Origin of the sequence: Streptomyces sp. NBC_00250, from assembly GCF_036192275.1 — a bacterium.
Lineage (GTDB): Bacteria > Actinomycetota > Actinomycetes > Streptomycetales > Streptomycetaceae > Streptomyces.
On the sequence record NZ_CP108088.1, the window covers coordinates 6,072,745 to 6,086,051 of the forward strand.

Below are 13,307 nucleotides of genomic sequence, written 5' to 3' on the forward strand. Positions count from 1 at the left end.
CCCGTGCGGCGCCCGCGCCCCGGACGGCGGCACCGCGCCTCAGGCGCGACCGTGCCGCCGGACCGGAACCAGACGCGGCGCCCGGGAGCGTGACGGGAGAACCCCGCATGCTCGAGTCCAACGAAGACACCAACGCCCCCGGTGACAAGCTGCCGCCGCGCCGCAGGCGCCGCGCCGCTTCCCGCCCCGCCGGTCCGCCGGTGACGGGCGCGACCGCCGACACCACCGAGACGACGGCGGCCCCCGAGGCCGCGGCCGTCGAGGCCGCCCCGGCCGAGGCCGAGGCCGCACCCGCGCCGCGTACCCGCCGCCGGGCCACCCGCAAGGCCACCGCACCGGCCGCTGAGGAGACCACGGCGCCCGCCGTGGAGACCCCGGAGCCGGTCGCGGAGACCGCCGCCGTGGCCGAGGCCGTCGAGGAGGCCCCCGAGGCCGCCCCGGCCCGCCCGCGCCGCCGCGCCACTCGTAAGGCCACCTCGCCGGTGACCTCCACGGCCGCCGCCGAGCAGCCCGCCGACGAGCCCGTGGCCGCCCCGGCCGCCGACGTCGCGGAGGAGGCCGTCGAGGCCGCCCCGCCGGCCCGCGCCCGCCGCCGTGCCACCCGTAAGGCCACCGCCCCGGCCGGCGCGCCTGCCGCCGCCGAGGAGACCGTGGTCGTGGCTCCGGCCGCCGAGCCGGTCGTCGAGAGCGCCCCGGCCGCCGAGGTCGCGGAGGAGGCCGCCGCGCCCGCCCCGCGTGCCCGCCGCCGCGCCACCCGCAAGGTCACCTCGCCCGAGACGGCCGCCGAGGCCCCCGTCGCCGGCGAGTCGCTGCCGACGTCGACCGTCGCGCAGATCGCCGCCGAGGAGGCCGAGGTCACCGCCGCCGAGACCGCGGCCACCCGTGGCCGTGGCCGCCGTCGCGCGACCTCCCCGCAGTTCACCTCCGAGCCCGCCCCGGCCGGTGAGTCCCGCCGTGCCGCGCGTCCCTCCGTCGCCGTCTTCCAGGCGCCGGTCTTCACCGAGCCGATGTTCCAGACCCCGGAGACCGCCGCCGCTGCCGCCGCCTCCGCCGCGGTGGAGCCGGAGGAGGACGAGCTCGTCGAGGCGGACGAGACGGTCGAGACCGTCGAGGCCGTCGAGCCCGAGGCCGTGGAGGCCCCGGAGCCCGCCGCCGAGCGCGCCGAGGCCGGCTCCCGCCGTCGCCGTCGTCGCCGTGGCGAGCCCGTCGCCGTCGAGCCCGTACCGGCCACCGTCGCCGACGAGCCCGAGGTCGAGGCCGTCGCCGACGAGATCGACGAGGCCGAGGAGGCCGAGGAGACGGACGAGTACGAGGACCGCCCGTCCCGCCGTCGCCGCCGTGGCGGCCGCCGTCGCCGTCGCGGTGAGCTCTCCGAGGCCGAGGAGGCCGAGGAGGGCGAGGAGCAGCCGCACGCCGAGGACGAGTCCGACGAGGCCGAGGAGAGCGACGAGGAGCAGGACGAGGCCGAGGGCTTCGCCGGCGGCTCCAGCAGCTCCCGCCGTCGCCGTCGCCGTCGCCGTCGCAGCGGGGACGCCTCCGCCGACGCCGAGGGCGCCGACGAGGAAGGCGTCCGTACGGTCGTCAAGGTCCGCGAGCCCCGCCCGGCCCGTGAGAAGGCCGAGCCCGGCACCGGCGCCGACGAGGTCCAGTCCATCAAGGGCTCGACCCGCCTGGAGGCCAAGAAGCAGCGCCGCCGCGAGGGCCGCGAGCAGGGCCGCCGCCGCGTCCCGATCATCACGGAGGCCGAGTTCCTGGCCCGCCGTGAGGCCGTCGAGCGCGTCATGGTCGTCCGCCAGAGCGGCGAGCGCACCCAGATCGGCGTCCTGGAAGACAACGTGCTCGTGGAGCACTACGTCAACAAGGAGCAGGCCACCTCGTACGTCGGCAACGTCTACCTGGGCAAGGTCCAGAACGTCCTGCCGTCGATGGAGGCCGCCTTCGTCGACATCGGCAAGGGCCGCAACGCCGTCCTGTACGCCGGTGAGGTCAACTTCGAGGCGCTCGGCATGGGCAACGGCCCGCGTCGCATCGAGACCGCGCTCAAGTCCGGCCAGTCGGTCCTCGTCCAGGTGACGAAGGACCCGATCGGCCACAAGGGTGCCCGTCTGACCAGCCAGGTCTCGCTGCCCGGCCGCTACCTCGTGTACGTGCCCGAGGGTTCGATGACCGGCATCAGCCGCAAGCTCCCGGACACCGAGCGCGCCCGCCTCAAGACCATCCTCAAGAAGATCGTCCCCGAGGACGCGGGCGTCATCGTGCGCACCGCCGCCGAGGGCGCGAGCGAGGACGAGCTGCGCCGTGACGTCGAGCGACTGCAGGCGCAGTGGGAGGACATCCAGAAGAAGGCGAAGAGCGGCAACGCCCCGACGCTGCTCTACGGCGAGCCGGACATGACCGTCCGTGTCGTCCGCGACATCTTCAACGAGGACTTCTCCAAGGTCATCGTCAGCGGTGACGAGGCGTGGGAGACCATCCACGGTTACGTGCACCACGTCGCCCCGGACCTGACCGACCGCCTGTCCAGGTGGACGAGCGAGGTCGACGTCTTCGCGACGTACCGGATCGACGAGCAGCTCATGAAGGCGCTCGACCGCAAGGTCTGGCTGCCGAGCGGCGGCTCGCTGGTGATCGACAAGACCGAGGCGATGATCGTCGTCGACGTCAACACCGGCAAGTTCACCGGCCAGGGCGGCAACCTCGAAGAGACCGTGACGAGGAACAACCTCGAAGCGGCCGAGGAGATCGTGCGTCAGCTGCGGCTGCGCGACCTCGGCGGCATCGTCGTCATCGACTTCATCGACATGGTCCTGGAGTCCAACCGCGACCTGGTGCTCCGTCGCCTCCTGGAGTGCCTGGGCCGGGACCGGACCAAGCACCAGGTGGCCGAGGTCACCTCGCTGGGCCTGGTCCAGATGACCCGTAAGCGGGTCGGCCAGGGCCTCCTGGAGTCCTTCTCCGAGACCTGCGTCCACTGCAACGGCCGCGGTGTCATCGTGCACATGGAGCAGCCGACCACCGCCGGTGGCGGTGGCGGCGGCAAGCGCTCGAAGAAGCGCGGCCGCGGCGGCGCCGAGCACGTCCACGAGCACGAGCACGCCGAGGGCGGCGAGGCCGCGGAGATCTCGGAGGCCCCGGAGATCGAGACCGAGGCCGAGGTCGCGGCCGAGCTGGCCGCCCCGGTGGCCCTGCCCGAGCCGATCGCCGCGGACGAGGAGCTGTACGGCTCCATCGCCGAGGCGGAGGCCGCCGCCACCCGCGGCCGTGGCCGTCGTCGCGCCACCCGCAGGGTGTCCGCGCCGGTCGCCGCGCGTCCGGTCGTGGAGACCGAGGCCGTCGAGTTCGAGTCGAAGCCGAAGCGCGTCGCCGAGCCCGTCGCGGCGCCGGAGCCGGTCGTCGAGCCGGAGCCCGTCGTGGCGCCGGTCGCCGAGGCCGTCGTCGAGCCCGTGGCCGAGCCGGTGGTCGAGGAGACCGCCGCCCCGGCCCCGCGCGGCCGTCGTCGTGCCACCCGTCGTGTGACCTCCCCGGTCGTCTCGACCACGGAGCCGGCCGCCGCGCCGACCGCCGTCGAGCCGGTCGTCGAGCCGGAGCCCGTCGTGGCGCCGGTCGCCGAGGCCGTCGTCGAGCCCGCCGTCGAGGAGGCCCCCGTGGCCGCCCCGCCGCGTGCCCGCCGCCGGGTGGTCCGTAAGGCCACCGCTCCCGCCGGTTCGCCCTCGGGCGCCGAGGACGCGGCCGTCGTCGTGGTGACCGCGGCTCCGGCCGAGGCCACCGAGGCTCCCGTCGAGGCGTCCGCCGAGGCCGAGGCCGAGCCCGCCCCCGTCAAGAAGACGGCGGCGCGCAAGACCGCGGCGAAGAAGACCACGGCCAAGAAGGCCGCCACCAAGAAGACGGCGGCGACCAAGAAGACCGCGGCGAAGAAGACCACCACCAAGAAGGCCCCGGCCAAGAAGGCGGCGGAGAAGACCGCCGCCCCGGCCCAGGACTGACCGGTGGGCACGGGCCGCCGCCCCGCGTGTCGGGGCGGCGGCCCGTGCCGAACGGGCGAATTTGACCCTCCGAGGCAGCCGCCCGTAACCTAGACCGTCGGCGTGTCTGTAGACGCGTCGCGCCTCTGAGCAACTCCCTCCCGCTCGTCGGGAGAGGCCGCTCGTCCGATTCCGGAACGCCGCGGGCCCTCGGGTCCGTGTGAGTGGCTGGCTTCAGAGGTTTCGATCCCGAGTGAGAGAGAGATCCGCGTGTACGCCATCGTGCGCAGCGGTGGTCGCCAGCACAAGGTTGCTGTCGGCGACATCGTTGAGGTTGACAAGATTTCCACTGCCAAGGTTGGCGACACGGTCGAGCTCTCGACCCTGCTCGTTGTCGACGGCGACGCTGTGACCAGCGACCCGTGGGTCCTGGCCGGCATCAAGGTCACGGCCGAGGTCGTGGACCACCACAAGGGCGCCAAGATCGACATCCTGCGCTACAAGAACAAGACCGGCTACCGCCGTCGCCAGGGTCACCGCCAGCAGTACACGGCGATCAAGGTCACCGGTATCCCCGCGGCTGCGAAGTAAGAGGGACTGAGACATGGCACACAAGAAGGGCGCATCGTCCACCCGGAACGGGCGCGATTCCAACGCTCAGCGGCTCGGCGTGAAGCGCTTCGGCGGTCAGGTCGTCTCCGCTGGTGAGATCCTCGTCCGCCAGCGCGGCACCCACTTCCACCCGGGCGCCGGCGTCGGCCGTGGCGGCGACGACACGCTGTTCGCCCTGCTGCCCGGCTCGGTGCAGTTCGGCACCCACCGTGGCCGCAAGGTCGTGAACATCGTTCCGGTCGCCTGATCGGATCTTTTGCGGAGGCGGACCTCACTTCCCGTATCGGGAAGCGGGTCCGCCTTTCGCGTGTTACTAGATAGACATTCCGTACGTAAGTAAATGGAGGCACAACCATGACCACCTTCGTGGACCGCGTCGAGCTGCATGTCGCCGCGGGTAACGGAGGCCACGGCTGCGCCTCCGTTCACCGGGAGAAGTTCAAGCCGCTCGGCGGCCCCGACGGCGGCAACGGCGGCCGCGGCGGCGATGTGATCCTGGTCGTCGACCAGGCGATCACCACGCTCCTCGACTACCACCACTCGCCCCACCGCAAGGCGACCAACGGTCAGCCCGGCGCCGGCGACAACCGCTCCGGCAAGGACGGCCAGGACCTCGTCCTGACCGTGCCCGACGGCACCGTCGTCCTCGACAAGGACGGCAACGTGCTCGCCGACCTCGTCGGCCAGGGCACCACCTTCGTCGCGGGCCAGGGCGGCCGCGGCGGCCTCGGCAACGCGGCGCTGTCCTCCGCGCGCCGCAAGGCCCCCGGCTTCGCGCTCCTCGGCGAGCCCGGTGAGGCCCGGGACATCGTCCTGGAGCTGAAGACCGTCGCCGACGTGGCCCTCGTCGGCTACCCGAGCGCCGGCAAGTCCTCGCTCATCTCGGTCCTGTCGGCCGCCAAGCCGAAGATCGCGGACTACCCCTTCACCACCCTGGTCCCCAACCTGGGCGTCGTCACGGCCGGCTCGACCGTCTACACGATCGCCGACGTGCCGGGTCTGATCCCGGGCGCCAGCCAGGGCCGTGGCCTGGGCCTGGAGTTCCTGCGTCACGTCGAGCGCTGCTCGGTCCTGGTGCACGTCCTCGACACCGCGACCCTGGAGTCGGACCGTGACCCGGTCACCGACCTCGACATCATCGAGGAGGAGCTGCGGCAGTACGGCGGCCTTGAGGACCGGCCCCGCATCGTCGTCCTCAACAAGGTCGACATCCCGGACGGCCAGGACCTCGCGGAGATGATCCGCCCGGACCTGGAGGACCGCGGCTACCAGGTGTTCGAGGTCTCCGCCGTCGCCCGTATGGGCCTCAAGGAGCTCTCCTTCGCCCTCGCCGGCATCGTCGGCGAGGCGCGCGCGGCCAAGCCGCAGGAGGAGGCGACCCGTATCGTCATCCGCCCGAAGGCCGTCGACGACGCGGGCTTCACGGTCGTGTACGACGAGGCCGAGGAGGTCTACCGGGTGCGCGGCGAGAAGCCGGAGCGCTGGGTCCGCCAGACCGACTTCAACAACGACGAGGCCGTGGGCTACCTGGCCGACCGCCTCAACCGCCTCGGCGTCGAGGACAGGCTGATGAAGGCGGGCGCCCGCGCGGGCGACGGCGTCGCGATCGGCTCGCTGGAGAACGCGGTCGTCTTCGACTGGGAGCCCTCGATGATGGCCGGCGCCGAGATGCTCGGCCGCCGAGGCGAGGACCACCGCCTGGAGGCCCCGCGTCCCGCGGCCCAGCGCCGCCGCGACCGCGATGCGGAGCGCGACGACGCCCAGCGCGAGTACGACGAGTTCGACCCGTTCTAGCGGAGCCTGGGCGGCCCCGGGTCGCCCCCGCTTTTTCGTCAACCGAATGGCCTTCGTCTCACCCGTCATGCTGGACGGGTGGCGCGGAGGCCATTCGGGTGTCCGAGGACCCGTAGCATCCTCGAAGTGAGCAGCATCACGTCCACTGAGGTGGCAGGAAAGCTCGGCGTTGTGGTAATCGCACACAATGACGAGGAGCTGGTGGGTGACGCGATCCGGTCCGTGCTCGAACAGGGCCCCGTGGTCGCCGAGGTCGTGGCCGTCGACGACGGATCGAGCGACGGTACGGCCCGGGTCCTGGACGAACTGGCCGCACTGCACCCCCGGTTGCGCGTCGTCCACCGCACGGTGAACAGCGGCGGCTGCGGCACCCCCCGCAACGACGGCTTCCGGGCCGTCACCGCCCCCCACGTGATGTTCCTCGACAGCGACGACGTCCTGCCCGAGGGCGCGGCCGCGACCCTCGTCGCGGCGGCCGAGCGTCACGGAACCCCCGTCGCCGTCGGCGCCTGCGTACGGCGCGAGCTGCCCGAGGGACGTGACGTGCGCTGGCAGCCCGCGCTCTACCGCGAGCCCGCCGTCCTGGAGACCACGGAAGACCTCGTGCCGCTCGTGCACGACACCCTCTGCGTCAACAAGGTCTACGACCGGGCCTTCCTTGCCGAGCACGGCATCCGCTTCCCCGAAGGCCGCTGCGTCTACGAGGACTTCCTCTTCACCGCCCGCGTCCTGGCCGCCGCACCGCGCGTCGCGGTCGTCCCCGACACCGTCTACATCTGGCACGTCCGCCGGGCCACCGCCCGGCTGTCGATCTCCCTCGACCGGGAGGGCATCGCCAACTGGCAGTCGAGGATCGCCGCCCACCGCACCGCCGTGGAGACCTTCGAGGCCGCCGGCCGCAAAGAACTCGCCACCGCCTGCCGCACCAAGTTCCTCGAACACGACCTGCGCCTGTACGCCCGTGACCTGCGGCTGCGCGAGGCCGAGTACCGCACCGCGTGGTGGACGCTCGCCCGGGAGTACCTCGGGACCTTCGGGGAGGCCGAGATCGCCGCCGCGCCCGCGCCCGCCCGCTGGGCCGCCCGGTTCGTCCTGACCGCCGAGGAGCCCCGGGACCTGGAGCGGCTCTCCCGGCTCACCGCCGACCCGGCCCGGCTGCTCCCGCCCCATGCCCGGAGCGGCGGCGTCGCCGTATGGTCCGAGGACCTCCCCGTGGAGCTGGACGGTCTGGACGCCCTGCCCGTCGACGGACTTCCGCTGCTCGTCGACGGGGACCTGCGCGCCGGAGCGACCGGCGGCGCGGGTGCCGGCGTCGGCGGCCAACTGCGGTTCACGGTCCGCGACCTGTACGGAAGGCTGGGCGCCGCCGTACCCCGTACCGCGCTGATCGACTTCCTGCCCCGGGGCGCCGACACGCCCGCCCGTACCGAGTCGGCCGAGCTGGTCGAAGGGGCCGCCGGCTGGTCCGGCCGTGTCCCCGCGGGACTCACCGCGATGGCCCGCGAGGGCCGCCGCCGGGGGAACCGGGGGGTCCAGCTCTGGGACGTCCGGGTGACGGTGACGTGCGCGGACGGCGGGGTCTTCACGACGGCGCTCCGATTGCCGCAGGACCGGCAGCGTCGGTCGCTCGTGCCGAGCAGCCGGTACGGTGTACTGCTGGTGCGGCAGTACACGACGGCGAACGGTTCGCTGGCGCTGCGGCTCGCACCGGGTGTCCGTGACGGGCTCCGGGCGATCGGAGCAAAACTCCGCAGGATCTCCCGCAGCTCTCATTGAAAGGGGTTTGGGGCAATGACTTATCTGATCACCGGTGGCGCCGGATACATCGGCTCCCACGTCGTCCGTGCCATGACGCAGGCCGGCGAGCGGGTCGTCGTCCTCGACGACCTGTCCACGGGATACGTGGAGCGGGTGCCGGAGGGCGTCCCCCTGGTGGTCGGCTCCACGCTCGACCGTGAGGTCCTGGACCGGACGATCGCCGAGCACGGTGTGACGGGCGTCGTCCACCTCGCCGGGAAGAAGCAGGTCGGGCAGTCCGTCGAGCTGCCGCTGCACTACTACCGCGAGAACGTCTTCGGCACCACCGTCCTCCTGGAGGCCGTGGCCGCCGCCGGTGTGCGCACCTTCCTCTTCTCCTCCTCCGCCTCCGTCTACGGCATGCCGGACGTCGACCTCGTCACCGAGGAGACCCCCTGCCTGCCGCTGAGCCCGTACGGCGAGACCAAGCTGGCCGGCGAGTGGCTGGTGCGCGCCGCGGGCGCGGCCCACGGCATCTCCACGGCCTGCCTGCGCTACTTCAACGTGGCCGGCGCCGCGACCCCCGAGCTCGCCGACACCGGTGTCTTCAACCTGGTCCCGATGGTCTTCGAGCGCCTGGACGCGGGGGAGGCCCCGCGGATCTTCGGCGACGACTACGCCACGCCCGACGGCACCTGCATCCGTGACTACATCCACGTCGAGGACCTGGCCGACGCGCACCTCGTCGCCGCGCGCAAGCTCACGGAGTGGGCCGAGGCGGGCGAGCCGCGCGACCTGACGGTCAACATCGGCCGTGGCGAGGGCGTCTCCGTCACCGAGATGGTCGAGCTGATCAACGAGATCACCGACCACACCACCGAGCCCCTGGTCACCCCGCGCCGCCCCGGCGACCCCGCCCGGGTCGTCGCCGCAGCCGACCGCATCGCGTCGGAGCTGGGCTGGAAGGCCCGTCACGACGTGCGCGACATGATCTCCTCGGCCTGGGCCGGCTGGGTCGCGCGCCGCGGCGCGACGGTCTGACCGCGGCAACGCCACGACAACGGACAAGGGCCGGGGAGATCGACTCCCCGGCCCTTGTCCTTGCCCACCCGACAGTTCGCGCCGCTCAGCGCTCCAGGAAGGCGAAGAGCGCCTCCCAGCGGTCGGTGATCCGGTCGGCGGAGTACCGCTTCACGTTCTCGAAGGCCGCGTCGCCCATGCGGTCCCGCAGCTCCTTGTCGGCGATCAGCGTGCTGATGCGGCCGCCGAGCTCCACGGTGTTGCCGAGCCGGGCCAGCAGGCCGTCCTCGCCGTCCCGGATGATCTCGCGCACGCCCGGCGCGCAGTCGAACGCGGCACAGGGCACCCCGGCCGCCATCGCCTCCAGCAGGGTGATCGGAAAGCCCTCGGCGCGCGAGGCCTGGGCGAAGACCGAGGCCCCGGAGAGCGCCCCGAGGACGTCGTTCGTACGGCCCATCCACTCGACCGAGCCGTCGAGGCCGAGCTCGGTCGTGCGGGCCCGCAGCGACTGCTCCTCGTCCCCGGTGCCGTAGATCCGCAGCTTCCAGTCGCGGTGGCGGGGCGCGATCTCCGCCCAGCTGTCGAGCAGTATGTCCACGCCCTTCTCGTGCGAGAGACGCCCGACGGAGACGACGGCCTTCTCGGTGCGCGCCACGGGGGCGGCGGGCATGAAGGGCAGTGCGTTGGGCATGTGGCCGACGTTGTCCATGCCGGCCCGGATCCACCGGTCCGCGTCGCCGGGGGTGAGGACGAGCAGCCGGTCGACGTCCCGGTAGTGCCGCTTCACCCGGGCGAGCCGGGAGGCGGCCGCGCTCGCGGCGTACGACTCGTGGCTCATGCCGATGACGACGAGCCCCTTGGTGTCGGAGAGGGCCACCCATTCCATCGCCCACACCTGCGTCACGATCACGACGGCGCCGGGCCGGGCGGCGGCGAACAGGGCCGTCATCAGGTCGGCCCGCTCCCGCATCCCGGCGGCGCGGACGGCGTGACGCCGGCGCTCGACGGCGTTCAGCCTGCCCTTGAGTCCGCGCAGGGAGCGGACCTGCGGCGGATGCGCGTCGTACAGCGTGGTGGTGGCGTACGGCAGCGGGTCGGGGAACTCGTGCCCGCGTCCGGCGGGGGCCGGGCGGATCCCGATGACGTGCACCCGGTGGCCCCGGTCGGTGAACGCCCCGGCCATCTGGTGCGTCCAGGTCGTCACACCGCCCATCTCGTCCACGCTGTTGGCGACGATGAAGATGTCACGGCCGCCGGACGCGGTGGTCTGGTTGGTCACTTCCCGCTCCTGGTGAAGAACGTGTCGACGATCCGGCGGGCCGCGTCGCCCCGGTCGTACTCGCTGAAGTCGGCGTTGAACCGCTGCCGGGCCGCCGCGTACTTGCTGTCGGCCTCGTCCCGCAGGTTGGCGACCACCCCGAAGAGCTCGTCCTCCGTCTCCACGACGGGACCGGGGGCGTGTTCCTTCAGGTCGAAGTAGGTGCCCCGGTTCTCCTTGGCGTACTCGTCGTAGTCGTACGCGAAGAAGATCATCGGACGGTCGAGCAGCCCGTAGTCGAACATCACGGACGAGTAGTCGGTGATCAGCCCGTCCGCGAGGGCGAGCAGCGGGGTGACGTCGTGGAGGCGGGAGACGTCGACGACGCGTCCGCGGACCGACGGCGGCAGCGTCACGCTGTTCAGGTAGTGCGTCCTGATCAGCAGCGTGTGGGTGTCGCCGAAGCGGTCGGCGAACTCCTCGATGTCGAAGGGGCACCGGAAGGCGCGCACCTTGCCGCCGGGCGCGGCCCGGAAGGTCGGCGCGTACAGCAGGATCTTCTTCTCCGGGTCGACGCCCAGTTCGGCCGCGAGCGGTCCGCGGTCCCGGTGGCCCGTCCCGGTCTCCTCGCGGCGCGCCTCGACGAGGCTGTCGTTGCGCGGGTAGCCGTAGGGCAGCAGCACCTCGTCGCGGAGCCGGAAGGCCTTGGCGAGGGTGCGCCGGTCGTGCTCGCCGCGGATCAGGAAGTGGTCGAAACGGTCCAGGGCCTTCTGGAAGGAGGCCTGGGAGGCGAGGCCGCGCGACTTGGTGTGGGGCTCGTCGAAGCCCATCCGCTTGAGGGCCGTGCCGTGCCAGGTCTGGATGTACGTGGTCCCCGGGCGCTTGGTGAGGCGCAGCGGGAAGCCCTGGTTGTCGATCCAGAACTCGGCCTGGGCCAGCGCCCGCAGGTACTGCCAGCTCCAGCGCTTCACCAGGGTGACGTCCTCGGGGAAGCCGGTCGGTCGCGCGCCCGCGTACGACCAGACGGCCGTGAAGGGGACGCCCTGGCGGCGCATCTCCTCGTAGACGGCCCGGGGGCTGTCGCTGTACTGCTTGCCGAGGTGGCTCTCGAAGACCACGAGGCCCTTGCGGATCGGGAGCCTGCTGTAGAACTCGTGGTAGACGCGCAGCTTGGTCTCGCCCGAGTTCAGGTCCTTCTTCGCCCTGAGCAGGCGGCGCAGGCTCGTCTTCGCCAGCTCGGCGGTGCGCCCGTGCATGGCGCCCTCGATCATCGCCGTGGTGTGCACGGCGGCCCTGCCCTCGGCGGCCAGGACGTAGGACAGATTGCCCTTCCTGGTGACCTCGGGCACGAAGCGGTCGGACACCAGCTGGGTCAGCCGGGGGCGGATCCGCAGACTGTCGGCCTCGTCGATGGGCGCGCCGCCGACGGACACCCGGGTCCGGAGGTCCTGGCCGTCGACGGTGAGGATCAGCCGGACGTCCCAGACCGCGTCGATGATGCCGAGGGGGCGGACCGTGCGGGCGATGTCCGCCTCGCCCTCCCATTCGATCCAGGCGTCGGCGTGCCGGATCGTGGTGACCGGGATGCGGGCGGTCTTCCCGCCGACGCTGCGGCGGGCCGAGAACTCCAGGACCGCGCCGAGCTCCGCGTCCGGGCCGATCCGGCCCAGCGGGTTGACGACGCGTCCGGCGAGGCTGACGACTCCGTCACGACTGGCGTACGAGGTCAGCCGGTTGCCCAGGGCGAGCGAGGTCAGCGGCCTGGTGTCGTAGCGGGAGGAGGTGACGTCCAGGATCTGGCGGCCCTGCTCGGTGTCCAGGTGCTCGGCGCACCAGTAGACCTGGCCGTCCCGCTCGGCGAGCGGGGTGGTGAGCCGGCCGGGGTTGGTGAGCGCGTCGGTGGCGGGGAGGAGGTTGGGCCAGTCCTCCTTGCTCAGCAGATAGGCGCAGATGGCGTGCATGCGCTGCACTTCCTCGTACGCCTTCGGGTCGATCTCGGCGAGGTAGCCGTTGGCCACCTCGGCGAACTCGCGCCGGTAGTCGTCGCCGAGCAGCGGCAGGTCGCGCAGGTGGAGGACGAGGTCGTGCTTGAGGAACTTGATGTCCTTGCGGTACTTCAGCTCGTCGTAGCCCCTGCTCTCCAGCAGGGCGTCCACCCGGCGGTGGATCTCCATGCGGTGCACGAAGTTGGCGATCTCGTGGCGCCTGTTGCTGATCGACTTGGCGGAGGCGCTCTCCTGCACGTTCCAGTAGTAGACGTGGTTCGGGATGAGCGTGATCCGGCTCGCGGCGACATAGGCCTGGGCCGAGAAGAGCAGGTCCTCGTAATGGATGCCGACCGGGAACTCCAGGCCCTGTTCGAGGAGGAACGCGCGCCGGTAGCACTTGTTCGTCGACAGGGTGTCGAAGACCAGCAGGTCGGAGAGCTCGGTGATCGACTCGATCGTCCGGGTCCGCGAGTAGAGCCAGGGATACCACTCGGTGGTCTTCTTGTGGCGGCTGTCGAGGTGGACGCGGACGCACAGGCCGGAGACCAGGTCGGAGCCGGTGCTCTCGGCGGCGTCGAGCATGTTGCGGCAGGCGTTGCGCTCCAGCACGTCGTCGCTGTCGAGGAACATGACGTACGTGCCGGTGGCGCGCTGGATGCCGTGGTTGCGAGGCGCCCCGCAGCCACCGCTGTTCCGCGGCAGCTGGTACGCCCGGACCCGGTCCGGGTTCTCGGCGGCGAGAGCCTGGGCGACCGTGAAGGTGTCGTCCTTGCTGCAGTCGTCGACGATGACGACTTCGACGCCGTGCAGGGTCTGCTCCAGCACCGACCGGACGGCAGTCGGCAGACGCTCTGCGTCGTTGTAGGCGATGACGACCACGGAGACGTCAGGCACGTGCACCTCGATTCACTTGTCGTTCGTCCACTCCTCCTCAAA

General features: G+C 72.1%; 8 protein-coding genes. 6 read left to right on the forward strand and 2 right to left on the reverse strand.

Going from position 1 to position 13,307, the window contains the following annotated elements:
* Positions 1 to 107 precede the first annotated feature (107 nt).
* The 6 genes from OG259_RS27430 to galE all read left to right on the forward strand — a co-directional run bounded on the left by OG259_RS27430 (position 108) and on the right by galE (position 9,146).
* A complete protein-coding gene (locus tag OG259_RS27430; RefSeq protein WP_328944676.1) occupies positions 108 to 3,983 on the forward strand; it encodes an Rne/Rng family ribonuclease in 3,876 nt (1,291 codons plus the stop codon).
* A 249-nt stretch (positions 3,984 to 4,232) separates the two neighbouring features.
* A complete protein-coding gene (gene rplU / locus OG259_RS27435) occupies positions 4,233 to 4,553 on the forward strand; it encodes a 50S ribosomal protein L21 (RefSeq protein ID WP_015033583.1) in 321 nt (106 codons plus the stop codon).
* Between the two features lie 13 nt (positions 4,554 to 4,566).
* Entirely contained in the window at positions 4,567 to 4,821 is a 255-nt protein-coding gene (gene rpmA / locus OG259_RS27440; protein ID WP_024756701.1) for a 50S ribosomal protein L27, read from the forward strand.
* A 107-nt stretch (positions 4,822 to 4,928) separates the two neighbouring features.
* Positions 4,929 to 6,368 carry a GTPase ObgE gene (gene obgE / locus OG259_RS27445; protein WP_328944677.1) on the forward strand — a complete coding sequence of 480 codons (1,440 nt, stop codon included), beginning with the start codon at positions 4,929 to 4,931 and terminating at the stop codon, positions 6,366 to 6,368.
* Between the two features lie 171 nt (positions 6,369 to 6,539).
* Entirely contained in the window at positions 6,540 to 8,144 is a 1,605-nt protein-coding gene (locus tag OG259_RS27450) for a glycosyltransferase family 2 protein (protein ID WP_328944678.1), read from the forward strand.
* 15 nt (positions 8,145 to 8,159) lie between these two features.
* Positions 8,160 to 9,146, forward strand: a complete 987-nt coding sequence (galE, locus tag OG259_RS27455; protein ID WP_328944679.1) for a UDP-glucose 4-epimerase GalE — start codon at positions 8,160 to 8,162, stop codon at positions 9,144 to 9,146.
* Positions 9,147 to 9,231: 85 nt separating this feature from the next.
* On the opposite strand, the gene OG259_RS27460 is transcribed toward galE, so the two are convergent.
* Both OG259_RS27460 and OG259_RS27465 read right to left on the reverse strand, forming a co-directional pair.
* On the reverse strand, positions 9,232 to 10,338 hold the full coding sequence (locus OG259_RS27460; RefSeq protein WP_328947191.1) for a glycosyltransferase: 1,107 nt from the start codon (positions 10,336 to 10,338) through the stop codon (positions 9,232 to 9,234).
* Positions 10,339 to 10,400: 62 nt separating this feature from the next.
* On the reverse strand, positions 10,401 to 13,271 hold the full coding sequence (locus OG259_RS27465; RefSeq protein WP_328944680.1) for a bifunctional glycosyltransferase/CDP-glycerol:glycerophosphate glycerophosphotransferase: 2,871 nt from the start codon (positions 13,269 to 13,271) through the stop codon (positions 10,401 to 10,403).
* Positions 13,272 to 13,307 lie beyond the last annotated feature (36 nt).

What these genes read in the sequence shown, in the direction of transcription:
- rpmA (WP_024756701.1), top strand. Translation starts at nt 4,567, where the DNA reads ATGGCACACAAGAAGGGCGCATCGTCCACCCGGAACGGGCGCGATTCC.
- obgE (WP_328944677.1), top strand. Translation starts at nt 4,929, where the DNA reads ATGACCACCTTCGTGGACCGCGTCGAGCTGCATGTCGCCGCGGGTAAC.
- OG259_RS27460 (WP_328947191.1), bottom strand. Translation starts at nt 10,338, where the DNA reads ATGGGCGGTGTGACGACCTGGACGCACCAGATGGCCGGGGCGTTCACC.
- OG259_RS27430 (WP_328944676.1), top strand. Translation starts at nt 108, where the DNA reads ATGCTCGAGTCCAACGAAGACACCAACGCCCCCGGTGACAAGCTGCCG.
- galE (WP_328944679.1), top strand. Translation starts at nt 8,160, where the DNA reads ATGACTTATCTGATCACCGGTGGCGCCGGATACATCGGCTCCCACGTC.